Origin of the sequence: Streptomyces sp. NPDC053427 (genome assembly GCF_044544985.1) — a bacterium.
Lineage (GTDB): Bacteria > Actinomycetota > Actinomycetes > Streptomycetales > Streptomycetaceae > Streptomyces.
This window is the reverse complement of record NZ_JBITYA010000001.1, coordinates 88,593-111,572: the sequence shown is the minus strand read 5'-3', so window position 1 is coordinate 111,572 and position 22,980 is coordinate 88,593. Positions and strand designations below refer to the sequence as shown.

The window sequence follows — 22,980 nt, the reverse complement described above, 5'->3', positions numbered from 1 at the left end:
CCACTCGCTCTTGCGCACGGACCGAGAAGGAGCCATGGACAACGGGACTGCCGACGGCGCGCCGGATGCGGAAGCGGCATCGGGGGCGGAAACGGACGCGCCCACCGCGCACCGGCCGCCGTGTGTGACGGGATATGCCGACCCGGCCGGGCCGTACTCGAGCGGCCCCTGGCGCAACTACTTCCTGATCCTGCTGGACCGTATCCCCACGCCGATCGCGGTGTGCCGGGCCGACGGCGAGGTGGTGATCGCCAATCCGGCGATGGCCGAGCAGTGGGGAGCGGCCCCCGGGCAGCTGCGGGGCCGCAATCTGCTCGACCTGTTCCGGCCGCGGGAAAAGGCTCAGCTGGTGCGGATCGCCGACGCGGTGCGGCTGGGCCGGCGCTCGCGCTATCCGGTCGAGGTGCACTGGCGGTCCGCGTCCGACGGCGCCGAGCGGGACGGGGAGTTGACGGTCGATCCGGTCGGGGACGCCTCCGTACAGCCGCCCGCGCTGCTGGCGGTACTCCGGGTCCGCGACGCGGGTCCGCCGCCCGCGCCGCGCGGCACGGCCAGCCCCGTCGAGGCCCGCATCCTGGCGCTGGCCGCCGGCGGCACCACCACGGCGGCCATCGGCACGGCACTGGGCCTGACCGTCGACGGGGTGAACTACCACCTCACCCGGCTGGCCCGCCGCTGGCAGGTGCAGGGCCGTACCGCGCTGGTCGCCAAGGCCTATGTGCTGGGCGTGCTGGCCGCGGACAGCTGGCCGCCGGCCCCCGCCCGAACCGCGCCGGCGCCGTAGGGAAGACTGCCGCGTACGGCGGACGGCGGCATGGCCGGGGGCCCGTCAGCACGTGCGTACGGTTACTCTCCCTGCTGTGGACGAGAGCATTCCCGCGCCTTTCGAGCGCGGCACGGACGGCCCGAAGGTCATCGTCGTCGGCGTCGACGGCTCCGACTCGTCATGGCGCGCCGCCGCCTACGCGGCCGGGCTGGCGCGGCGGCAGGGGTCGAAGCTCGTCCTGGTCTATGTGCAGCCGGTGATGGCGGCCGGCGCGGCGATGGGCGCGCCCGTCATGGACGCGACGAACGAGGTCGCCGAGGAGCTGATGGCCGAGATCCGCCAGGCGACGGAACGGCTGCAGGGGATATACGACGTGCGCTGGGAGTTCCACACCCTGCGCGGGGACCCGTACAACGGCATGGTGCAGATGGCCGACGAGCTCAAGGCCGATGCGGTGGTGGTCGGCGCCTCGGAGTCGGCCGGGCACCGCATCATGGGCTCGGTCGCGGTCCGCCTGGTCAAGGCCGGACGCTGGCCGGTCACGGTGGTGCCCTAGGTGGTGTCCCGGCCGCTCCGCTGGTGGGGCGGACCGGCCTGAGGCACGGTGGAAGACGGACGGGCGGAGCGCCGCCCCGGCCGAGGGAGACCATCGTGACCGATCGCACGTATCGCGTGACCGATATCGTCGGTACGTCCCAGCAGAGCGTGGACGCCGCGATCAGCAACGGCATCAAGCGCGCCTCGCAGTCCCTGCGCAACCTCGACTGGTTCGAGATCAGCGAGGTCCGCGGCCATATCGTCGACGGCGAGATCGACCACTACCAGGTCGGCCTGAAGGTCGGCTTCCGGCTGGAGGACTCCGACTGACGGCCCTGGGCACCGCTCGTCGCCGCTCGACGCGGTGTGACGGTGCTTCCACGCCGCTCGATGACACTCGACCTTGCGTGACGGTGCTTCCACGCCGCTTGGCGCCGATTGACGCCGATTGACGCCCCTCCCGGGTACGTCTTGCCGGGAAGTCCCGGCGCTACTAGGGAGTCGCCTTTCCTAGTGGCCGCCCAAGGTCCATGATGATCCGCCGTCGGACCACGACGGAGCCTACGGAGGGATCACGCATGGGCCTGCGCGCGGGACAGGGCGTATTGCGCCGCAAACCGATCGATCACATCGAGGAGCCGGAAGGCGCCGCGGGCCAGCAGCTCACGCGTGTGCTGGGCCTGTGGCAGCTGACCGCCATCGGCGTCGGCGGCATCATCGGCGCGGGTATTTTCACGCTGGCCGGCACGGTCGCCAACGGGAAGGCCGGGCCGGCCGTCCTGATCTCCTTCCTCATCGCGGGCATCGCCAGCGCCGCGGCCGCCTTCTCGTACGCCGAGTTCGCCGGGCTGATCCCGAAGGCGGGCTCGGCCTACACCTACGGCTATGCGGTGCTCGGCGAGCTGGCGGGCTGGTTCATCGGCTGGGACCTGCTCCTGGAATACACCGCGATCGTGGCGGTGGTCGCGATCGGCATCTCGGGCTACTTCGGCTTTCTGCTCGGCGAGGCGGGTCTCGATCTGCCCGCCTGGATGCTGGGCGCGCCGGGCACCGGACCGAGCCACCGGGTCGACCTCTTCGCCGCCGTTCTCTGCCTGCTGATCGCCTACCTCCTCACGCTCGGCATCAAGAACGCCGCGCGCTTCGAGACGATCGTGGTGGGCCTGAAGGTCCTGGTCGTCATCGTCGTGATCGCGGTCGGCTTCTTCCACATCAACACCGCGAACTACGAGCCGTTCTTCCCGTTCGGGGTGAGCGGCGCGTTCACCGGCGCGGCGACCGTCTTCTTCGCGGTCTTCGGCTACGACGCGATGAGCACCGCGGCCGAGGAGTCCAAGGACGCGCAGCGCCACATGCCGAAGGCGATCATGTACTCGCTGGCGATCTCGATGGTGCTCTACGTCCTGGCCTGCCTGGTCCTGACGGGTATGCAGGACTACAAGTCCATCGACCCGGAGAGCGGTTTCTCGACCGCGTTCAAGTCGGTGGGTCTGAGCGGCCTCGCGGATGTCATCGCGGTCGGCGCGATCATCGGCATCCTGACCGTCATGTTCACCTTCATGCTCGGGGTGACGCGGGTGTGGTTCTCGATGAGCCGCGACGGACTGCTGCCGAAGTGGTTCGCCAAGACCAGCGCCAAGCACCACGTACCGACCCGGGTGACCTGGATCGTCGGCGTCGCCTCGGCGGCCATCGCGGGTTTCCTGCCGATCGGCGAGGCCGCCGAGCTGACGAACATCGGCATTCTGCTGGCGTTCGTGGTGGTCTGCGTCGCGGTGATCGTGCTCCGCTACAAGCGCCCCGAACTGCCGCGGAGCTTCCGAGTACCGGGCATGCCGGTGGTCCCGGCGATCGGGGTCTGCTTCTCCCTCTGGCTGATCACCTTCCTGGAGTGGCAGACCTGGGTGCGGTTCGTCGTGTGGTTCCTGGTCGGTCTGGTCATCTACTTCACGTACTCCCGCCGCCGCTCGAACCTGGCACGGGCGGAGCGGGAGAGCGCCGGCGGCAAGAGCGGCGAGGCGCGGCCGTGAGCCGCGGCCGCTGACCGCGCGGCGGCGGACACCGGGGACCGGCGGACGACAGCCCGCCGGTCCCCGCTTGTTCCTCGGCGTCAGAAGACGAACGGTCCCGGGGACTGCGGAGAAGTGGCCTTGCAGGTGGCCGTGACACCGAAGACCACGACCTTCAGGGACGTGGCCTCCAGGCTGTCGCCCGCGGCGACCGTGCCGGTGAGCGGACCGGTGGAGACCTCGCCGCCGGCCGGTATCGCCGGGTTGGAGCTGCCGCTGAACTCCGTGGTCCCGGAGCCGTTCTTGGTGAGGGTGAGCGTGGAGGTGACCGAGTTCGCGCCGACGTCGATCGGTGCGGTGATCGCCGACGTGGCGAGGCTGATGGTCGCGGCCGTACCGTCCTGGGTCGCGGTGAGCGTCGCCGTGCCGGAGCCGAAGCTGCCGCAGTCGAACGAGACGGTGGCGGTGTCGGGGGTCACCGCGGTGGCGGCCGGCGCCATCGCGAGGGTGCCTGCGGCGGCGACGGCCACGCCGAGCGCCGTACCGAATCCGAGCGTGCCTGATCTGAGGTGTCTCATGGGGGGTACCGCCTTCGTGAGGGGGGTGCAGGCCCATGGCACGGCGTCGAGAGGTGCGTGAGGGAACGACAGACGGCCACGCGGTGGCCCGCGGTCGGGAACCGGCCGACCACCGCCCAGATCTGACGGTAGGTCAGCGACCTGAAACGCTGACCATTGAGACACGCGCCCCCGAAGAGAGCAAGGCAGTCACCTCATGATTTTTGACGCGCCTGCACCGAAGAGAGCCCATGCCCGGCGAACTGCCCCTGCCCCACGCCGCGGCTGAGCCGCCTGTACGCACACGCGGCGCCCCACCCCCGCAACGAGGGCCGGCCGCACCGGAGTCATGGCCGCGCCACCCTTGACGCGCACCTGACGAAGCCAAAGAATGAGCGCGCCCCGACAACGTTGTCGGAACCGGAGGTTGGACCCATGGCATGGCTCGGTCGTCACCGGCTGCGTACCGCGGGAGCGGTACTGGCCGCCGTCCTCATGGGGGGCGCGCTCACCGTCCCCGCCGCGCAGGCCGAACCGCCCGGCGGCGGCCCGCTCACCGATCTGGTCAACCCGTTCATCGGCAGCCGGAACGACGGCAACACCTACCCGGGGGCCGCCGTCCCCTTCGGCATGGTGCAGCTCTCCCCCGACACCGGCCACACCACCGGCTACGGCTACGACGACGACCACATCCGCGGCTTCAGCGCCGTCCACATCTCCGGCGTGGGCTGCGGGCTCGGCGGCGACCTGCCGGTGCTGCCCACCACGGGCGACATCGCCGAGACCGACTATGCGAAGTACGCCGCCGCCTACCGCCATGACGACGAGTCGGCCCGCCCCGGTTACTACCGCGTCGGACTGACGTCGTACGGCGGGATCACGGCCGAGCTGACCGCGACCGCCCGCACCGGCAAGCAGCGTTACACCTTCCCCGCCACCGACAAGGCCAATGTGCTGCTCAATACGGGCCAGTCGCTGCACAAGACGGTCTCCACCCGGGTCGAGGTGCTGGACTCCCGCACCATCCGCACCGCCATCACCGGCCGCGGCTTCTGCCAGGACACCCGGCCCTACACCGTCTACACGATCACCCGCTTCGACCGGCCCTTCGCGTCGTACGGGACCTGGGAGGGCGCGAGGGTGACGCCCGGGTCGAAGGGCTCCACGGCGGGCGGCCGGCACGGGGCGTACGCCCGCTTCGACACCCGGAAGGACCGTACGGTCGAGGCGACCACGGCCCTCAGCTACGTCGACGCGGCGGGCGCGGCCCGCAATCTGCGCGCCGAGGGAGGGCGCTCCTTCGACCGCACGAAGGCCGCCGCGAACGCCGCCTGGGAGCGGCGCCTGGCCTTGGTGACGACACAGGGCGGCGCCAAGGCGCTGCGCCGCACCTTCTACTCCTCCCTCTACCGGTCCTTCCTGGCCCCCAACATCGGCAGCGATGTGGACGGCCGCTACACGGGCTGGGACCAGAAGACCCACCGGGCGACCGGCTTCACCTACTACCAGAACTGGTCGCTGTGGGACACCTACCGCACCCAGGCGCAGCTGCTGGCCCTCCTCGCGCCGCGCGAGTCCCGGGACATGGCGCTGTCGGTGCTGCGGATCGACAAGGAGAGCGGCTGGCTGCCCAAGTGGGGCTACGGAACGGTCGAGACGAACATCATGACGGGTGATCCGGTCACGCCGTTCCTGACCAACGCCTATCAGCAGGGGCTGTTGCGGGGGCATGAGGAGGAGGCGTACGCGGCGCTGAAGAAGAACGCGGACGGGGTGCCGCCGGCCGATTCGCCGGCCGTCGGGCGGGAGGCCAACGCACCGTACCTGAAGGACGGCTTCGCCCCGTACGTCAAGGGCCGCCCGCACGCCAAGCCCGGCGACTCCGACTTCGACCACGGCGCCTCGGCGACCCTGGAATACGCCCTGTCGGATGCGATGCTGGCGCAGATGGCGCGCGATCTGGGGCACCGGGCGGACGCCGACCGCTATGCGTCCCGGGCGCAGAACTACCGCAAGATCTTCGACCGCTCGACCGGATTCTTCCGGGCCCGGGACGCGAAGGGCGCCTTCACCGGGCCCGCCGATCCCGCCAAGAGCGAGGGCTTCCACGAGGGCACGTCCTGGCAGTACCAGTGGCTGGTGCCGCAGGATCTGCCCGGGATGATCGAGCTGATCGGCGGCAAGGACAAGGCCGACAGCCGGCTGGATTCCTTCTTCGCCTATCGGCAGCTGCTGAAGGACCCGGAGAAGACGGCCCGCGAGGTGTGGGTCAACGGGCCGTACGACTACTACAACGCGGACAAGTACAACCCGCAGAACGAGCCCGACCTGATCGCGCCGTACACGTATCTCTCGACCGGTCGTCCGTGGAAGACCACGGACGTGGTGCATGCCGCGCTGACGCTGTTCACGGACTCCCCGAGCGGGATGACCGGGAACGACGACCTGGGGACGATGTCGGCGTGGATGGTGCTCTCGGCGATCGGGGTGTTCCCGGTGCAGCCCGGCACCGACACCTGGGGGCTGAGCACGCCGGTCTTCGACCGGGTGGACCTGACGCTGGACCGGCGTTACTTCCCGGCCGGGCGCTTCACCATCAAGGCGCCGGGTACGTCGCCGGCCAACCGGTATGTCCAGTCCGTCCGCCTGGACGGCGCCGGGCGGGACCGCACCTATCTCACCACCGAGGAGCTGCGTGCGGGCCGCGAACTGGCCTTCTCCGTGGGGCCCGAGCCATCCCGGTGGGGCACCGGCGACCGGGCCGCGCCGCCGCCGGTGGGCGCCGCGGCCGGGCAGTGATGCGCGGCCCCGGTCGCCCATGGCTGCGGGATCCCCCCGATCGCCCGCGGGCCCGCGGCGCTGCGCGCGGCCGCGGGCGAAGGGGTGGAACCGTCGTGAAGGGGGTGCGAGGTGCGGTCAGCCCTGCAGGGCCTGCCAGAACTCGTCGAAGGACATCGTGCCGTTGCCGTCGGTGTCCTTGGCCTTGATGACCGCCTCGGCGACCGGGCCGGTGACGTACGGGTCGCCCATCTCGGCCATCGCGTGCTTGAACTCGTCCGGCGTGACCTGGCCGTCGCCGTCCGCGTCGAACCGGGCGAACGTCGCCTTGGCCTTCTCGATGTCTGCCATCAGAGGTGCCCCCTTCGTGGTGCTGCGCAGTACTGCGCGGTGTTGTTGCCTGGTGATCTGACCTGCGTACATTAGCGGACCGTCAAGACGGCCCCGGCCGCGCCCTCCGTCGGGCAAGATACGGCGCCGTACGGCTGCCCGCGGCGGCCGCCACCTCGGCCGGGGCGCCCGCGGCGACGATCCGGCCGCCGTCCGCGCCGCCGCCCGGCCCCAGGTCGATGACATGGTCGGCGCCCGCGACCACCCCCATGTCGTGCTCGACGACCACGACGGTGTTGCCGGCGTCCACCAGGCCGTGCAGCTGGCGCAGCAGAACCTCGGTGTCGGCGGGGTGCAGGCCGGTGGTGGGCTCGTCGAGGAGGTAGAGGGTGTGGCCGCGGCGGGCGCGCTGGAGTTCGGCGGCGAGTTTGATGCGCTGGGCCTCGCCGCCGGAGAGTTCGGTCGCGGGCTGGCCGAGCCGCAGATAGCCCAGGCCCACGTCCTGGAGGGTGCGCAGGCTGCGGGCGGCGGGCGGGATGTCGTCGAGGAACCCGGCGGCGTCGTCGACGGTCATGGCGAGGACATCGGCGATGGTGCGGTCGCGGTAGGTGATCTCCAGGGTCTCGGGGTGGTAGCGGGCGCCGTGGCAGGCGGTGCAGGGGGCGTAGGTGCCGGGCAGGAAGAGCAGTTCGACGGCGACGAAGCCCTCGCCCTGGCAGGTCTCGCAGCGGCCGGCGGCGATGTTGAAGGAGAACCGCCCGGCGGTGTAGCCGCGGGCGCGGGCCTCGTCGGTGGCGGCGAAGGCCTTGCGTACGGCGTCGAACAGTCCGGTGTAGGTGGCGAGGTTGGAGCGGGGCGTCCGTCCGATGGGTTTCTGGTCGACGCGGACCAGCCGGTCGATGGCCTCCAGGCCCTTGGCGGCGGTGAGTTGGGCGCGGGCCATCGGGCCGGCGTCCGGTTCGCCCTCGTTCGTATCGGATGCGGGCGCCCCCAGGTGCTCGCGCACCGTCTCCGCGAGGACCCGGGTGACCAGCGTCGACTTGCCGGATCCGGAGACGCCGGTGACGGCGGTGAAGACGCCGAGCGGGAAGACGGCGTCCAGGCCGCGCAGATTGTGCAGGGTGACGCCGTGCAGGGTCAGCGCGCCGGAGGGGGTGCGCGGGGTGCGTGCGGGCGGTGGTTCGGTGGCGAAGAGGAAGCGGCGGGTGGCGGAGGCGGCGACGTGGGCGAGGCCGGCGACCGGGCCGCTGTGCAGCACCTGGCCGCCGTGTTCCCCGGCGCGCGGGCCGATGTCCACGATCCAGTCGGCGCGCCGCACCACGTCCATGTCGTGCTCGACGACGAAGAGCGAATTGCCCGCTTCCTTGAGCCGGCCGAGGACGGTGAGCAGGGACGCGGTGTCGGCGGGGTGGAGGCCCGCCGAGGGTTCGTCCAGGACGTAGACGACGCCGAAGAGGCCGGAGCGCAGCTGGGTGGCCAGGCGCAGCCGCTGGAGTTCGCCCGCGGAGAGGGTGGGGGCGGGGCGGTCCATGCTCAGATATCCCAGGCCGAGTTCGGTGAGCACCTCGATGCGGGCGACGAGGTCGCGGGCGAGCGTCGGGGCAACCTCGTCGTCCGGGCGGGCCGCGGTGGGGCGCAGCAGTGCGGCGAGGGCGCCGAGCGGCAGGCCCGCGAGGGTGGCGATGTCGTGGCCCTCGTAGGTGACGGCCAGGGCCTCGGGGCGGAGCCGCCGCCCGCCGCACTCCGGGCAGGGCTCGGCGGTCATGAAGCCTTGGACGCGTTTGCGCAGGGTGTCGCTCTTGGAGTCGGCGAAGGTGTGCAGGACGTACCGCTTGGCGCTCATGTACTGGCCCTGGTAGGGGCGTTGGATACGGCCGGCGTCGCGTACCGGGTGGACGGTGACGACGGGCTGTTCGTCGGTGAACAGGATCCAGTCGCGGTCGGCCGGTGGCAGCTCGCGCCAGGGCCGGTCGATGTCGTGGCCGAGGGCGGCGAGGATGTCGCGGAGGTTCTTGCCCTGCCAGGCGCCGGGCCAGGCCGCGACGGCGCCCTCGCGGATGGTGGCGGCCGGGTCGGGGACGAGTGAGTTCTCCGTGACGCGATGCACGGTGCCCAGGCCGTGGCACTCCGGGCAGGCGCCGGCCGCCGTATTGGCCGAGAAGGCGTCGGAGTCGAGGCGTTCCGTCGCGCCCTGCGGATAGTCGCCGGCGCGGGAGAAGAGCATGCGCAGGGTGTTGGAGAGGGTGGTGACGGTGCCGACGGAGGAGCGGGAGGTCGGCGCGGAGCGCCGCTGTTCGAGGGCGACGGCGGGCGGCAGGCCAGTGATGTCCTCGACCTTCGGGGCGCCGACCTGGTGGATGAGGCGGCGGGCGTAGGGGGCCACCGACTCGAAGTAGCGGCGCTGCGCCTCGGCATAGAGGGTGCCGAAGGCGAGGGAGGACTTGCCCGATCCGGACACCCCGGTGAACGCGACCAGCGCGTCCCTCGGGATGTCCACATCGATGGTGCGGAGGTTGTGCTCACGGGCGCCGCGCACCCGTACGTACGAGTCGGCCATCCCTCCATGATCGGGCACGGTCCGCCCTGATCCGGAACCTTCAGCCGACGGCCGTGGCGGTCCGGATCCGCTCGCGCGCCTCCTCCCAGGGGACGGGGGTGGCGATCACCGCGCGCAGGGTGCGGAGCTGGCGGGGCGGCAGGCCGGTCGTCAGGACGCCGACGGCGTTGCCGTCGCGTCCGAAGAGGGCGACGCTGCGCCGCTCCGCTCGGTCCAGCACCGTGGTCTCCACGCGGTCGGCGCCCGCGGTCAGCCCGTACGCCTGGAGCTTGACGGCGTACTGGTCGGACCAGAAGTACGGGACGGGAGCGAACGGGCGGCGCTCCGGGGCTTCGCCGCCGTCCGCACCCTCGGCGGCCAGCTCGGCCAGCAGGTTGCGGGCCGCGGCCATCCCCTGTTCGCTGGCGTTCATCCGGTGCTCGAAGCGCAGCGGCCGGCCGTGCACCGGGTGCTCCCAGCGGGCCACGTCGCCCGCGGCGTAGATGCCGGGGGCGGCGGCGCAGTACGCGTCGCAGCGCAGCCCGTCGGAGGTGTCCAGGGCCGGGTCGCCGGCCAGCCAGCCGACGGCGGGCGTGGAGCCGATGGCCAGCAGCACGGTGTCGGCGGGCAGCAGGGTGCTTCCCTCTCCCCCGGCGGCGGGGGTACCCGCATCGGCGAGCCGTACGCCGGTGACCGTTCCCGCCGCGGTCTCGAAGCCTTCCACCGCTCCCGTCCGCAGCGTCACGCCGTGCGCTCGGTGCTCCTCGGCCAGCAGTTCGCCGATCTCGGTGCCGACGGCGGCCGCCATCGGTATCGCGTCGATGCCGACGAGGGTGACGTCGTGTCCCAGCTCCCGTGCGACCGCGGCCGCTTCGCAGCCCAGGACGCCGTTGCCGACGATCACCAGGCGGCGGCCGGGGCCGGTCAGCCGGGCGCGCAGGGCCAGCGCGTCGTCGAGGGTGCGCAGGGTGTGCACTCCCTCGATGCCCTCGGCGCCCGGCAGCGTACGCGCCGTCACGCCGGTCGCGACGATCACTCCGGCGCAGGCGAGACTCCCCCACCGCTCGCCCGGGGGGACCCCCGTGCCCCCGTCGAGGGTGAGCGTGCGGGTGGCCACGTCGAGGCCGGTGGCGCGGGTGCCGAGGCGCAGGTCGAGGTCGAGCGGTGCGAGCTGTTCCTCGGTGCGCAGCAGCAGGCGGTCCGGCTCCCAGGTGCCGTCCAGCAGCTGTTTGGACAACGGCGGCCGGTCGTAGGGCAGATGGGGTTCGTCGCCGATGAGGGTGAGCGGGCCGGTCCAGCCGGAGCGGCGCAGCGCCTCGACGGCGGCGAGGCCGGCCGCCGAGGCCCCGACGACGGCGATCGGACGGGCGGTCATCAGTGCACCTCGATGACGGCGGCCGGGCAGATGGCGGCGGCTTCGTGGACCGCGTCGTGCTGCTCGGCGGGCGGTTCGGCGTCGAGGAGGACGACGACGCCGTCCTCGTCACGCTGGTCGAAGACCTCGGGGGCGATCAGCACGCACTGGCCTGCGGCGCAGCACTTGTCGGCGTCGATGGTGATCTTCATGACGGTAACTCCATGGGACTCGTGGGGCGTTGGACGGAAGGTGTGTCCGGTCACCAGGTGACGGGAAGAGCATGGCAGCCGTAGATCGCCATGTCGGTACGGAACGGGATCTCCTCGACCGGGACCGCGGGCCGCAGTGCGGGGAAGCGGCGCAGCAGGGTGCCGATCACCACCTGGAGTTCGACGCGGGCCAGCGCCTGACCGAGGCACTGGTGGATGCCGTAGCCGAAGGCGACGTGGTGCTGGGCGTTGGGGCGGCAGACGTCGAGGCGGTCGGCGTCGGCGAAGACGCTCTCGTCGCGGTTGGCGGACGGTACGGCCGTCACCACGCCCTCGCCGGCCCGGATGAGGTGCCCGTCGATCTCGATGTCGGCGGTGGCGACCCGGCGCGGGCCGTTGCGGATGATGCTGTGGAAGCGCAGCAGTTCCTCGACAGCGCCGCGGATCAGTCCGGGCTCCTGGCGCAGCCGCTCCGCGCTCCCCGGATCGAGCATGAGGGTCAGGGCGCTGAGGCCGATCATGTTGGCGGTGGTCTCGTGCCCGGCGATGAGCAGCAGGGCGGCGAAGGCGGCCACGTCGTCGTGACTGATCTCGCCGGTCCGCTGCTGTTCGGTGATCAGCCGGCCGAGGATGTCGTCGCCGGGAGCGGCCTCCTTTGCGGTGACCAACTGGTCGAGGTAGTCGCGCAGTTCGACGCGTGCGGCCTCTCGCTCGTCGTCCGGGACGGTACGGGAGAGCAGCGTGCCGGTGAGCCGCTGGAAGACGTCGTGGTCGTCGTAGGGGACGCCGAGCAGCAGGCTGATGACGAGCGAGGGCACGGGCAGGGCCAGCGCCTCGATGAGGTCCACGTCCTCGCCCGTCCGGCGCTCCATGGCGTCGCACAGCTCGTCGGTGAGGCGCTGAATCTCCGGGCGCAGCGCCTCGACCCGCTTGACCATGAATTCCCGGGTGACCATCCGGCGCAGCCGGGTGTGCTCGGGCGGGTCCATGCGGATGAAGCCGCGGTTCTCGGTGTTGCCGCCGCCGGTCATGCCGCTGAGGGGGTAGCCGTGGAGGGTGGTGTCGGAGCTGAAGCGGAGGTCGCCGAGGATCGCACGGATGTCGCTGTAGCGGGTGGCCAGCCAGGTCCAACTGCCGTCCGGGAGTGAGATCTTGGAGATCGGCCGCTCGGTGCGCAGGGTGCCGAATGCGGCGGGGGGATCGAAGGGGCAGCCGCTCGGGGGCTGGACGGGGAGCGGCTCCGGGGCGGTGCCGGCCGGGGCGGCGGGGGAAATCGTCATCTCGCTCATCTCGCTTCTCGCGCGCACACCGGGCAGCGGCGTGCGCCATGAGTCGAACGTTCGCCTTACGACTGTAAGCTTACATGTGTAATGCACAGGTAAATGTGTCGCGGGTGACGGACCTGGGGGTGTCGCGGGTGACGGGCCCGGGGCGTTCCGGGTGACGGGCCCGGGGCGTTGCCGACCGGGCTCGGGGAAAGCGGCTCAGCGCTCGAGCAGCAGGTGCAGCATCTCGTCCACGAACCGGTCCAGCCGGCCGGTGTCCTTGCGGCTCGGCATGACCTGCCAGAGCATGACCCGGCCGTGCACCGACGACCACAGCACGTACGGCGCCTCGGTGCGCGAGCCGCGCACCCGCCAGCCGGCCTCCTCGCAGGCGGTCAGCGCATCGTGGAAGCCGCGCACCAGCGGCGCGGCCGGGTGCTGGGCCAGCCGCTCGGGGCCCACCGGGGTCTGCCGGGTCTCGTAGAGCAGGCGGTAGGTGGCGGGGTGCCCGATGGCGTAGCGGCAGTAGGCGCGCAGCTGGGCGCGCAGCCGTGCGACGGGATCGTCCTCCGCCTTCGCGCCGGCCTCGGCCATCGCCCGGCCGAGCCGTTCGTAGCTGACCTCCATGGTCGCCCAGACCAGCTCGGTCTTGTCGGCGAAGTGGCGGTAGATGCTCGGCGCGGCGACGCCCGCCTCGCGGGCCACCGCGCGCAGCGACAGCGCGTCCTCGCTGCCGACCTCCTCCAGAAGGCGTTCGGTGGCCCGCAGGAGCTCCTCCCGCAGCCGCTCGCCCTGGCCGCGCGGGTTACGGGGCCGGGCGGCCGCACTCTCGCTCACTGCCCTCCGGTCCTTCCCTGGCCTCGCCGATGTCACAGCGGTTCGCGAACTGGCGCGATCCGGTAGGTGACCAGGGTTTCATACCGCGGGGGCGGGCCGCACCGGAGCGCCGTGCGAGGCCCGGTCACTCCCCCATGCGCAGCCCCTCCGCGCGGGCGCCCCGGCTGAGCACCGCCCTGCGGATCGCCTTACGGACGTCCGTGTATCCCGCGGTCCTGGCGAGGTTGCGCACCCGCAGCGGCGGTCCCAGCGCGGCGAGCTGCGGAATGTATTCGGCCCTGGTGACCTCCCAGCGCCCGCCGGGCCGGTCGGGCGGGGCGAACCGGAAGCGGGCGAGGGTGCCCCAGTTGCCCTCCGGTTTCCTCATCGATCCGGCGATCTGGTCGCCGAGGCCATAGGCGACCCAGGTGCCGTTGACCTTCTCGTACGGCTGGGGGGTGTGCGCATGGGTGCCGATGATCAGGTCGATGTCGGGACGGCCGTCGGTCTGCGAGGCGGTGAGCGCACGGGCGAGTTCCCGCTGCCGCGCGGTGGGGGCGGTCCGGTATTCCCTGCCCCAGTGCGGGCTGACGACCACGACATCGGCGCCGGCCCGCCGGGCGGCCCGGGCATCGGCGATGATCCGCTGCGCATTGATCAGGTTCACCGTCCAGGGCGCCGACGCCGGGCGGCGCTTCTGGTCGGTGCCGTAGGTGTAGGCGAGCTGGGCCACCCGCGCGCCGCCGTCGGCCCGCAGCAGCGCCGGGCGCCCGCCCTCGCCGGCGTTGCGCCCGGATCCGACGTGCCGCAGCCCTACCGTGTCCAGGGCCTCCAGGGTGTGGCCCACCCCCGGTACGCCCTGGTCGAGGACGTGGTTGGAGGCCGTGGAGCAGGAGTCGTAGCCGGTGGCCTTCAGCGCGGTGGCGAGCTGCGGCGGCGCCTGGTAGACGGGGTAGCCGGTGAAGGGGCCGGACAGCGGGCCGAGCGGCGCCCCCAGATGGCACAGCGCCAGATCGGCTCCGGAGACGACCGACTTCACGTCCGCGAGCATCGGCCGGTACTCGTAGCCGGCGTCCGCCGCGTCCTCCCGTGCGGTGCCGAGGACGTCCGGGGAGGACGGGAGGATGTCGCCGGAGGCGACCAGGGTGAAGGGGTGGGCGGCATGCGTCATGGGGGCGCCGGCGTGGCCGCGCGGCGCGGCCTTGGCGAGCGCCGGCCGGGCGCGGTGCGGGGCGGGGTGCGGGGTGCTGGGCGGGCCGGCGCAGCCCACGGCCAGGGCGGCGACCAGGGCGACGGCCGCATACCGTGTATACGCGCTCATGCCCGATACACATACCAGTAGTTACCGGAGCATTTTTGCCGTACCGGTCCGGCGTCCGGCGCTCTCCCCCGTACGGCCCCCCGCCACTCCCCTCTCGTCGTACGCTGCCCGGATGGCGCACACCCCGCACGGCACCTCGTACGACGACCGCCGGTTCCCCGCCGGGCTGCCCGTGGTCGCACAGCTGGGGCGGACGGCATCCGGACGGGCCTGGCTCGACCGGCTGCCGGGGCTCGTGCGGGAGGTCGAGGAGCGCTGGGAGCTACGGCTCGGCGACCCGTTCCACGGCGGCAGCTGCTCCTGGGTGGCGCCCGCCGAACTGCCCGGCGGCGGCGCCGCGGTCCTCAAGGTCGGCTGGCCGCACCGCGAGGCCGACGGCGAGGCCCCGGGCCTGCACGCCTGGGACGGCAACGGCGCCGTACGGCTGCACCGCTGGGACCGCGAGCGCGGGGCGCTGCTCGTCGAGCGGTGCGATCCCGGCACCCCGCTCGCCGATGCCGCCGCCCTGCCACCCGCCGAGCGGCTCACCCTCGCGGCCGGCCTGCTCCGCGACCTGTGGGCCGCGGCCGCACCGGCCGACGGCCACCTGGAGCGGGTCGACGCGGTGTGCGCCGAGTGGGCCGATGTCCTCCAGGAGCGGATGCTGCGGCTGCACCCCGGCTACGACCCCGGGCTGGTCTCGCTCGGTGCCGACCTGCTGCGCCGGCTCCCGGCGTCGGCCGGCCGCGAGGTCGTCGTGCACGGCGACTTCAACCCCGGCAATGTGCTGACGGCGCAGCGCCGGCCGTGGCTGGCCATCGATCCCAAGCCGATGGTCGGTGATCCGGCGTACGATCCCTGGCCGCTGCTGATGCAGATCGACGACCCCTTCGCGCATCCGGATCCGCGCCCGGTGCTCCGCGAGCGGTACGCGCTGGTCGCCGAGGCGCTGGACGAGGATCCGGCACGGCTGCTCGCCTGGTCGGTGGCGCGGGCCGTGGAGGGCGCGCTGTGGAGTGCCGACCACGACGATGTGGCGGGTGGGGCGGAGGAGTTGACGCAGGCTCGGGTGCTGGCGGAGCTGGCCGGACTGTAGACCCGCTGCGAGCGCCGGCGCCCCGGCGGCCGAAAAGGCGCTCTGGCCGCGCTCCGGCCGGATCCCGCATAACTGGTGCGGCGAACCGGTCCCGGATGGGACGAGCGCCGGCCCCGTACCCACCGCCCCAGGGAGCATGTGCCGTGAAGATCTTCGTCTCCTCCGACATGGAGGGCACCGCAGGTGTCGTGGACTGGTCGCAGTGCCGGCCCGCGGAGTCCGAATACGGCTACTACCGGGGCCTGTTGCAGGAGGAGGTCAACGCCGCGATCGAGGGGGCGAGGGCCGGCGGCGCGACGGAGTTCCTGGTCAACGACGCCCACTCGGCGATGACCAACTTACGGCCGGACGCCCTCGCGGGCCGCAGCCGCTATCTGTCCGGACGCCACAAGCCGCTCTATATGATGCAGGGTCTGGACGCCTCGTTCGACGGCGTTTTCTTCGTCTCCTACCACGGCTCGATGTCGGGCAGCCCGGCCACGTTGTCGCACACCTACAACCCGCGGGCCATCAGCGAGGTGCGGCTGGACGGCGTGATCGCCGGGGAGAGCGGCATCAACGCCCTGGTCGCGCTGGGCCATGGCGTGCCCGTGGTGCTGATCACCGGCGATGACACCACGGCCGCCGAGATCGCACCGTTCTGCCCGGGCATCCGCAGCGCCGTGGTCAAGTCCTCGGTGTCCAGATTCGCCGCGGACAGCCTGCACCCCTTCGAGGCGCGGGAAATGATCCACGAGGCCGCGCGCGAGGCCGTACGGTCCCTGCCGCAGGCCGCCCCGCCACGCATCGCCTTGCCGGCCACGCTGACCGTACGGTTCCGCAATCCGGACCTCGCCGAGATGGCCGCCTGGGTCACCGACGTCGTACGCGTCGACGCCGTGACCGTCCGGCTCACCGACGAGGACCCGATCCGGCTCTACCGCAGGTTCGTCACCGTCGTGGTCCTCACCCGGGGCATCGCCGAGTGAGACCCGCGGACGCGTGAGCCCACGGGGCGAGGGCTACCCGGCGCTGATGCAGAACGGCTGCCCGGACGGGTCCGGTAGCACCGTCCAGCGCGCGCCGCCCGCTCCACGGACGCCATGAGCCCACTGGGCCGTGTCCGATAGTTGATCTTGTGGCGGGTCGCGCGGACCTTCCGCCGGCCCAGGGCGCCGCGCGTATCCAGTAGCTGGGTGCCGGGCCGCACAACTCCCCTGCCCGGTACGGCGGAAAGCCGCTCCAGCACACAGGGCGCCGCCCATATGGCAGCGTGGAGAGGGGCGCGGCACGGGAGGGAGCACGGTGACACGCAAGAAGGCATGGGCGACAGGGGCAGTGGCGTTCGCGGCCGGGGCGGCGACGGCACTCGCGGTCGCATCCCCCTGGGACCATCAGCCGCAGGTGACGGTCTCCTCTAAGGCTGCGGCCCAGTCCATTCCGCAGACCCGCGAGGGCCTCATGACGGCCTGGACCGCCGAACTGGACAAGGCGGGCAAGACCAAGCCGGACGGGTGGGAGCTGCTGACCACCGGCGAGATCCGGGGCCGGTACATCCACCAGCAGACGGTGAACACCCCCAAGGCCGACGACATCGACCCGGGTTTTGCCGGGCCGCAGCCGGGCGACGTGTGGACGACGGGCCCGGCGCAGACGCTCGCCGTGGCAGTGGGCGCGGTCCTGACGGGCGGCGCCGTGGTGTGGGCAGTACGCAGGCGCAGGACCGATACAGCCGCCGAGTAGGGCCGCCCAGCAAGGGGCCCGCACCCTGTCGTGGATGCGGGGCCCCGGTGTTGCGGGGTACGTCAGTTGAGTTCGTTGATCTTGTTGATCACGGTCACCGCATGGTCCTGGTGAGCCGAAGAGAACAGCGTGTCACTGGCCGGACGCCCGTCGCCGTCGTCTTCACCGTGGCTGTTGGCGCCGATGATCCGGCCGTCGGTGTCGGCCATCGGGCCGCCCGACGATCCGTGCCCCATGTCGCAGCGCATCAGCAGCCGGTCGTCCAGCGGGAACAGGTCCGTGGCGTCCTCGCCCGGGAGCTGCAGCCCTTGTCGCCCAGCACGTGGGCGCGCCGCATCCGGGGCCGGCCCGGGCCAACCGCTTCCGCCCCCGCAGGGACTCAGGCAGCAGCGGACGGACGAACTCCCCTGCCTCATACGAGAGTTCATGGCGACGTATCACCCGGCCATGATCCAACACTCAAGATCATTTGAAGAACCACAGCCCGCTCCGGTGTGCCGCCGGAACTCGTCGCCGGCGGACCGCCGTCAGCGGTGGTGGGCGGGCCTGCGGCGCTGCTCGGAGTCGGTCAGAGCCGGCCGCCTGTAGTCGATGTCCGCGGGGTTGAGCGTGACGCCGGGGGCGACGATCTCGTCGATGCGGTCGAGCATCTCGTCGTCGAGCCGGACCTCGGCGGCGGCGAGCTGGTCGGTGAGTTGCTCGGTCGTGCGGGCGCCGAGGATCACCGAGGTGACGCCCGGGTGCGTCGACGCGAAGGCGAGCGCCAGGTGCGTCAGGGAGATTCCCGCCTCGTCCGCCAAGGCCGACAGGCGCTCGACGGCGTCGAGTTTGCGCTGGTTGCCCGGCAGGTCGAGGGTGAACTTGTGGGCGACCGCCTGCCGGAACCCGTTCATCTCGATCGGCTCGCCGCGGCGGAACCGCCCGGTCAGCCAGCCGCTGTTGAGTGGACTCCAGGTCAGCACGCCGAGTCCGTACTTCTGCGCGGTGGGCAGCACGTCCGCCTCGATCCCGCGCACGAAGACGGAGTACGGGGGCTGCTCGGTGCGGAAGGGGATGTGGCCCCGGCGGTCGGCGGTCCACTGGGCCTCGACGAGCTGTTCGGCGGGGAAGTCCGAGGTCCCGATGGCCATGATCTTGCCCGCGCGCACCAGGTCGGACAGGACCGAGAGCGTCTCGTCGATGTCCGTGCTCGGGTCCGGGCGGTGCACCTGGTAGAGGTCGATGCGGTCGGTACCCAGGCGGCGCAGGCTGTCGTCGACGGCCTTGGTGAGCCAACGCCGGGAGTTTCCCTGCCGGTTGGGGTCCTCGTCCTTGAAGCGGACCGGAAAGTGACCCTTCGTCGCGAGCACGACCTCGTCGCGGCGGTCGCGGATGGCCTTGCCCACGATCTCCTCGGCCTCGCCGCCCGAGTACTGGTCGGCGGTGTCGATGAGGTTGATCCCGGCGTCCAGGGCCGTGTGGATCAGCCGGGCCGCATCGTCGTGATCCGTGTTCCCCCACGCCCCCAGGCGCAGGGTGCCCAGCGCGAACCTGCTGACCGATACGCCGGTGCGGCCCAGCTTCCTGTGCTGCATCACTCACTGCTCCTTGATGTCGCCTCTCCCCGCGGACGGGGTGCGGAGTTGCAACCTCTCCGACGCCATGAACCTAGAACATGCAACAACAATGTCGCAAGTAGAGTCTTTGAGGGAGTGCGGATGTAGCATGTCGGCGTGACGGCGCAGAAGCAGCAGCAGACGGAACAGCAGGCGAAACGGCCCCTCCGGGCCGACACCGAACGGACCGTGCAGACGATCCTGGAAGCGGCCGAGCGCGTCCTGGCCACCAACCAGGCGGCGACCATGGAGCAGCTCGCCCGGGCCGCCGGCGTCGCCCGGACCACGGTCCACCGCCGGTTCGCCACCCGTGAGGCGCTCCTGGAGGAGCTCACCGCTTGGGCCGCCCGCCAGTTCGCGGCCGCCGTCGACACCGCCCGCCCGGACGCTGCCCCGCCGCTCGTCGCCCTCTACCAGGTCACCGCCAACGTCCTCCGCGTGAAGACCGACTGGTCGTTCGCCATGAACCGCGCGGCCGAGGACGCCCACCCCGAGGCGGCCCGCCTCCACGCCGAGGTCCGGGCCACCTGCATCCGGCTCTTCCGCCGCGCCCAGGAGGCGGGCGTGCTCCGCCCCGACATCGACCTCGACTGGACCCGGCGCGTCTACTACGCCCTCATCCACGAGGCGGCCAAGGAGGGAGCGGGAGGCAGCGACACGGACGCGCTCGCCACCCGCGTCGTGGACACCCTGCTGCGGGGCGCCGGGGCTCCGGCCGGACTCGCGGGGCAGACGGGAATGTGACGAGAGGCGCCGGCAGCGTGCCTCAGTAACCAGCCACCGGTACGCCTTTGGGCGTGAATCTCGTGGAATGGGTGGGGCGCCGGAGAATCCGACGCCACCTGTTCCCCTTCCTAGGACATGCCTGACGAAACAGGATCCCGAAGCGGCGCGGGTGCAGGAGCACATGATGGTGGGCGTCATCGCCTCGTACCCGTACTGGAGCGGCATCGTCTCCGACGGACTGTGGAATACCGTCCGCAACGACAACTACACCCGCATGACGGCCCTTTGGTTCATGATCAGCGGAGTTGCCTTCTTCGGCCTTGGGCTCCTTGCCAGGAGGGTCGTGATCGCCATGGGCGCGATGCCCGTGGAGACCGGATGGATCCTGCTGGCACTCGGAATCCCGGTGGCCGTGCTGGAACCGGTCTCAGGCGGCTGGTCACTGATTGCCATCGGCGTGCTGGCGGTGGTGGCGTCGCGGCGCGACAGTGGCGTGACGGACTTCGAACGATCGGGCGGTCGACGACCGGGAGGAACGGTCGCTCCCGGCGCGGCACCGCTGAATACCGCACGCTCATGGCCACCGGCCGTCTCGGCCACGACGAGCAGGTCCCGCCCGCGCCCCGCGGACGCATCCCCACGAACGCCACGCTGAAAGAGCGCACGACCCAGGACGCACGGTGTCCGCGATGACGCCCACGGGAGACCCGGGACCGTCGCGGACCACCGGGGACAGCCGGGCGCCGCGGGGCTATACGGCCGCGGCTCGCGCCTGCGCCGCCGACTCCGACGCGTCGTAGCCGTCCGCGACACCCGGCACCAGCACCAGATCCCCCTCGATGTGCCGGGTACGCAGCGGCAGGATCTCCTGATAGGCGGGCGAGTCGTACCAGGCGCTGGCCGCGTCGAAGTCCGGGAACTCGATGACCACGACGAATCCCGGCCAACTTCCCTCCTTGACCTCGACCTTGGCGTTGTGGACCCGGAACCGGCCGCCGAACGGGTCCATGGTTGCCTGGATCTCTTCCATGTAACGGGGGATGTCGGGGTGCGGGACGACCGAGCGGAGGTGGGCGATGGCGTATGCGGTCATGGGACTGCCTCTCGTGGTGGGCGGGGTTCGCTGACGGCTACGTTTCCACTCGTCTCCGTACGGGGCGATTACCTCCGGGGTAACCGGCCTGGCTCCGACTCCCCGCCGTGGCCCGGGATGGCCGGCAGGACTCACCTTCGCAGAGGAAGAAGAAGACCCGGGCAGTCCGTCCGGGTCTCCTTCTTCAAGGGCTTCACGCACTTCGGGTTGGCCTGGTCGGGCTGGGCAGGCCAGTACGTCGTGGGTGGTCCCGTGGCGGAGATGGGCGAGGGTGGCCAGGAGCCGGTCGACGAACACCAGCCGGTGCTTCGCATCGGCGCCGACGGCTCGCCTCCGCGGCCGGGAGGCGAGTCTGGCCTGGTGGCGCTCATGCCACAACGGGCCCACCTCGACGACGAGTTCGGCGATCAGGAGCAGGACGTACGGCTGCGGGTCGCCCTCGACGACGTACGTGAAGTAGCCGGTGGCGGCGCCTGCCGGGGCAGGCGGCGTGAGACGAGGGTGAGGGCGCCGAAGGCGGTGGCGGCGGTACGGCGAAGGCGCGTACGGGCGTCAGTCGGTCACCGAGATCGCGGCGGCGGGGCAGATGGCCGCGGCCTCGCGTACCGCGTCATGCAGCTCCGCGGGCGGCTCGGTGTCGAGGGCGACGACGATGCCGTCCTCGTCGCGCTGGTCGAAAACATCCGGCGCGGCCCGCACACAGCTTCCGGCGCCGCAACACTTCTCCTGGTCGGCGTGAATACGCATGGTTCTCCCAAGGAGCTCAAAGGGTGGGTAGTGGGGCGTGTGGTGTGGGTGTCTGATGGGGTGGGTGCCTGGTGGGGTGGGTGACGTTCACCAGGCGACGGGCAGTGCGTGCACCCCGTACACCCCCATGTCGTTGCGGAACGCGATGTCCTCGAACGGGACGTCCAGCCGCAGCCCGGGCAGCCGGCGCACCAGCGTCTCCAGGGCGATCTGCAGTTCCACCCGGGCCAGCGACTGGCCCAGGCACTGGTGGACGCCGAAGCCGAAGGCGAGATGACGGCGGGCTTCGCGGCCGACATCGAGGGTTTCGCCCGACGGGAAGACGTCGTCGTCGCGGTTGGCGGAGTTGAGCGTGCAGATCACGCCCTCGCCCGCGCGGATGGTGTGGCCGTCGAGCGTGACGTCCTCGGTGGCGACCCGCGGGAGGCCGTTGTGCGCGATCGTCAGGTAGCGCAGCAACTCCTCCACCGCCCCTTCGGTCAGCGACGGGTCCCGGCGCAGCCGGGCCAGTTGGGCGGGGTTGCGCAGCAGGGCGAGCGTGCCGAGTGCCGTCATATTGGCGGTCGGCTCATGGCCCGCGAACAGCAACAGACGCCCCATGGAGGCGATTTCGGTGTCGTCGAGCTCGCCGCGGGCCACCAGCCGGCTGATGATCCGGTCGTCGGGCTCGCGCCGCTTCGCCTCTACCAGCCGCAGCAGGTACTCGGGCGGCTCGGACAGCCCGGCACGTACGTCCTCGGGGGCCGACCGCGGGTTGACGACGTGGCTGCGCTCCTGCAAGAAGGCGTGGTCCTCGTACGGGATGCCGAGGATCAGGCACATCACCAGGGACGGCAGCGGGAGCGCGAATTCGGTGACCAGATCGGCGGAGGTGCGGCCGTCGGTCATCCGGTCCAGCAGATCGTCGGCGAGGCGCTGCATCTCGGGGCGCATCGCCTCGATCTTCTTGACCATGAAGTCGGAGGTGAGCATCCGGCGTATCCGGGCGTGTGCCGGATCGTCCATGCGCATGAAGGTCGGGGTGGAGGCGGCCAGTTCGCGGCCGCCCGCGGCGATGAAGGGGAACCCGGGGCGGGCGGCGTCGGCGCTGAAGCGGGGGTCGCCGAGCACCGCGCGGACGTCTTCGTGGCGGGTCACCAGCCAACAGGAAGTGCCGTCCCAGAGGGTGGCCCGGGTGATCGGTTCCTCGCGGAGAGCCCGCTCGATGTCCGGGGCGGGGTCGAAGGGGCAGCCCGCCGCCCGCGCGGCCGGAAGGACCGGGGCGTTCGGGTGCGTCACGGGTGCTGCTTGGGATTGCTGTGCGGTCGTCATGCGGGCGTCCTTCCATGATCGGGCTGCGGCGTCGTCGCCGCGGAGGTGCCGTGCCGCCTGTCGCGCGCTTAGCTACCAAGGTCAAGTAACTAACAATCCCGATGGTAACTCCTGTCATATTTAGGAGAGAAGGACTGATCGCGATCCGAAGGGTGGGTGATCTCGCCACCCTGCTGATGGCTGAATTGGCCCATGTCACCTGCCAGATCGACCAGTTGGCCGGCCGTCGC

Annotated in this window: 22 protein-coding genes and 1 pseudogene; 10 read left to right on the top strand and 13 right to left on the bottom strand. The window is 71.7% G+C overall.

Features of this window, described 5'->3' with window-relative positions:
- Window positions 1-34: 34 nt before the first annotated feature.
- The 4 genes from ACIGWZ_RS00420 (at window position 35) to ACIGWZ_RS00405 (ending at window position 3,333) form a co-directional block, all read left to right on the top strand.
- A complete protein-coding gene (locus tag ACIGWZ_RS00420) occupies window positions 35-784 on the top strand; it encodes a PAS domain-containing protein (protein ID WP_400059230.1) in 750 nt (249 codons plus the stop codon).
- Window positions 785-860: 76 nt separating this feature from the next.
- The gene (locus tag ACIGWZ_RS00415; RefSeq protein WP_400059228.1) at window positions 861-1,322 is read left to right on the top strand and encodes a universal stress protein; all 462 of its coding nucleotides are present in this window, start codon (window positions 861-863) and stop codon (window positions 1,320-1,322) included.
- A gap of 95 nt (window positions 1,323-1,417) precedes the next feature.
- Window positions 1,418-1,633 carry a dodecin gene (locus ACIGWZ_RS00410; RefSeq protein ID WP_400059226.1) on the top strand — a complete coding sequence of 72 codons (216 nt, stop codon included), beginning with the start codon at window positions 1,418-1,420 and terminating at the stop codon, window positions 1,631-1,633.
- A gap of 248 nt (window positions 1,634-1,881) precedes the next feature.
- Window positions 1,882-3,333 carry an amino acid permease gene (locus ACIGWZ_RS00405; protein WP_400059223.1) on the top strand — a complete coding sequence of 484 codons (1,452 nt, stop codon included), beginning with the start codon at window positions 1,882-1,884 and terminating at the stop codon, window positions 3,331-3,333.
- An 80-nt stretch (window positions 3,334-3,413) separates the two neighbouring features.
- Here ACIGWZ_RS00405 and ACIGWZ_RS00400 read toward each other — a convergent pair whose 3' ends face one another.
- The gene (locus ACIGWZ_RS00400; protein ID WP_400059221.1) at window positions 3,414-3,890 is read right to left on the bottom strand and encodes a hypothetical protein; all 477 of its coding nucleotides are present in this window, start codon (window positions 3,888-3,890) and stop codon (window positions 3,414-3,416) included.
- A gap of 414 nt (window positions 3,891-4,304) precedes the next feature.
- Here ACIGWZ_RS00400 and ACIGWZ_RS00395 point away from each other — a divergent pair, with 414 nt between their 5' ends.
- Window positions 4,305-6,668: a GH92 family glycosyl hydrolase gene (locus ACIGWZ_RS00395; protein WP_400059219.1), complete on the top strand. Its 2,364-nt coding sequence runs from the start codon at window positions 4,305-4,307 to the stop codon at window positions 6,666-6,668.
- 117 nt (window positions 6,669-6,785) lie between these two features.
- On the opposite strand, the gene ACIGWZ_RS00390 is transcribed toward ACIGWZ_RS00395, so the two are convergent.
- The 7 genes from ACIGWZ_RS00390 to ACIGWZ_RS00360 all read right to left on the bottom strand — a co-directional run bounded on the left by ACIGWZ_RS00390 (window position 6,786) and on the right by ACIGWZ_RS00360 (window position 14,481).
- Window positions 6,786-6,998 (bottom strand): EF-hand domain-containing protein, encoded by a 213-nt coding sequence (locus ACIGWZ_RS00390; RefSeq protein ID WP_400059217.1) that lies wholly within the window; start codon window positions 6,996-6,998, stop codon window positions 6,786-6,788.
- Between the two features lie 82 nt (window positions 6,999-7,080).
- A complete protein-coding gene (gene uvrA, locus ACIGWZ_RS00385; RefSeq protein WP_400059215.1) occupies window positions 7,081-9,534 on the bottom strand; it encodes an excinuclease ABC subunit UvrA in 2,454 nt (817 codons plus the stop codon).
- Window positions 9,535-9,574: 40 nt separating this feature from the next.
- Complete coding sequence (locus ACIGWZ_RS00380) at window positions 9,575-10,888, bottom strand: NAD(P)/FAD-dependent oxidoreductase (RefSeq protein WP_400059213.1); 1,314 nt, start codon at window positions 10,886-10,888, stop codon at window positions 9,575-9,577.
- A complete protein-coding gene (locus ACIGWZ_RS00375; RefSeq protein ID WP_400059211.1) occupies window positions 10,888-11,079 on the bottom strand; it encodes a ferredoxin in 192 nt (63 codons plus the stop codon). The genes ACIGWZ_RS00380 and ACIGWZ_RS00375 overlap by 1 nt, the downstream gene beginning before the upstream one ends.
- A gap of 50 nt (window positions 11,080-11,129) precedes the next feature.
- Complete coding sequence (locus ACIGWZ_RS00370; protein WP_400059209.1) at window positions 11,130-12,359, bottom strand: cytochrome P450; 1,230 nt, start codon at window positions 12,357-12,359, stop codon at window positions 11,130-11,132.
- Between the two features lie 204 nt (window positions 12,360-12,563).
- Window positions 12,564-13,181 carry a TetR/AcrR family transcriptional regulator gene (locus tag ACIGWZ_RS00365; protein ID WP_400059207.1) on the bottom strand — a complete coding sequence of 206 codons (618 nt, stop codon included), beginning with the start codon at window positions 13,179-13,181 and terminating at the stop codon, window positions 12,564-12,566.
- Window positions 13,182-13,305: 124 nt separating this feature from the next.
- Window positions 13,306-14,481 (bottom strand): CapA family protein, encoded by a 1,176-nt coding sequence (locus ACIGWZ_RS00360; protein WP_400059205.1) that lies wholly within the window; start codon window positions 14,479-14,481, stop codon window positions 13,306-13,308.
- Window positions 14,482-14,593: 112 nt separating this feature from the next.
- Here ACIGWZ_RS00360 and ACIGWZ_RS00355 point away from each other — a divergent pair, with 112 nt between their 5' ends.
- From ACIGWZ_RS00355 to ACIGWZ_RS00345, 3 genes are all read left to right on the top strand, one after another.
- Window positions 14,594-15,556 carry an aminoglycoside phosphotransferase family protein gene (locus tag ACIGWZ_RS00355; protein WP_400059203.1) on the top strand — a complete coding sequence of 321 codons (963 nt, stop codon included), beginning with the start codon at window positions 14,594-14,596 and terminating at the stop codon, window positions 15,554-15,556.
- 143 nt (window positions 15,557-15,699) lie between these two features.
- On the top strand, window positions 15,700-16,524 hold the full coding sequence (locus ACIGWZ_RS00350; protein ID WP_400059201.1) for a M55 family metallopeptidase: 825 nt from the start codon (window positions 15,700-15,702) through the stop codon (window positions 16,522-16,524).
- 316 nt (window positions 16,525-16,840) lie between these two features.
- The gene (locus ACIGWZ_RS00345) at window positions 16,841-17,278 is read left to right on the top strand and encodes a hypothetical protein (protein ID WP_400059199.1); all 438 of its coding nucleotides are present in this window, start codon (window positions 16,841-16,843) and stop codon (window positions 17,276-17,278) included.
- 62 nt (window positions 17,279-17,340) lie between these two features.
- Here ACIGWZ_RS00345 and ACIGWZ_RS00340 read toward each other — a convergent pair whose 3' ends face one another.
- Entirely contained in the window at window positions 17,341-17,487 is a 147-nt protein-coding gene (locus tag ACIGWZ_RS00340; protein WP_400059197.1) for a hypothetical protein, read from the bottom strand.
- A gap of 318 nt (window positions 17,488-17,805) precedes the next feature.
- Window positions 17,806-18,852: an aldo/keto reductase gene (locus ACIGWZ_RS00335; protein ID WP_400059195.1), complete on the bottom strand. Its 1,047-nt coding sequence runs from the start codon at window positions 18,850-18,852 to the stop codon at window positions 17,806-17,808.
- 138 nt (window positions 18,853-18,990) lie between these two features.
- Here ACIGWZ_RS00335 and ACIGWZ_RS00330 point away from each other — a divergent pair, with 138 nt between their 5' ends.
- Window positions 18,991-19,617 (top strand): TetR/AcrR family transcriptional regulator, encoded by a 627-nt coding sequence (locus ACIGWZ_RS00330; RefSeq protein WP_400059192.1) that lies wholly within the window; start codon window positions 18,991-18,993, stop codon window positions 19,615-19,617.
- Window positions 19,618-19,684: 67 nt separating this feature from the next.
- Window positions 19,685-20,071, top strand: a pseudogene (locus ACIGWZ_RS00325) (DUF6463 family protein); the annotation flags it as partial.
- Between the two features lie 279 nt (window positions 20,072-20,350).
- Here ACIGWZ_RS00325 and ACIGWZ_RS00320 read toward each other — a convergent pair.
- The 3 genes from ACIGWZ_RS00320 to ACIGWZ_RS00310 form a co-directional block, all read right to left on the bottom strand.
- A complete protein-coding gene (locus tag ACIGWZ_RS00320; protein ID WP_400059190.1) occupies window positions 20,351-20,692 on the bottom strand; it encodes a DUF1330 domain-containing protein in 342 nt (113 codons plus the stop codon).
- Between the two features lie 552 nt (window positions 20,693-21,244).
- On the bottom strand, window positions 21,245-21,439 hold the full coding sequence (locus ACIGWZ_RS00315; protein ID WP_400059188.1) for a ferredoxin: 195 nt from the start codon (window positions 21,437-21,439) through the stop codon (window positions 21,245-21,247).
- A gap of 87 nt (window positions 21,440-21,526) precedes the next feature.
- Entirely contained in the window at window positions 21,527-22,750 is a 1,224-nt protein-coding gene (locus tag ACIGWZ_RS00310; RefSeq protein WP_400059186.1) for a cytochrome P450, read from the bottom strand.
- Window positions 22,751-22,980: the final 230 nt, after the last annotated feature.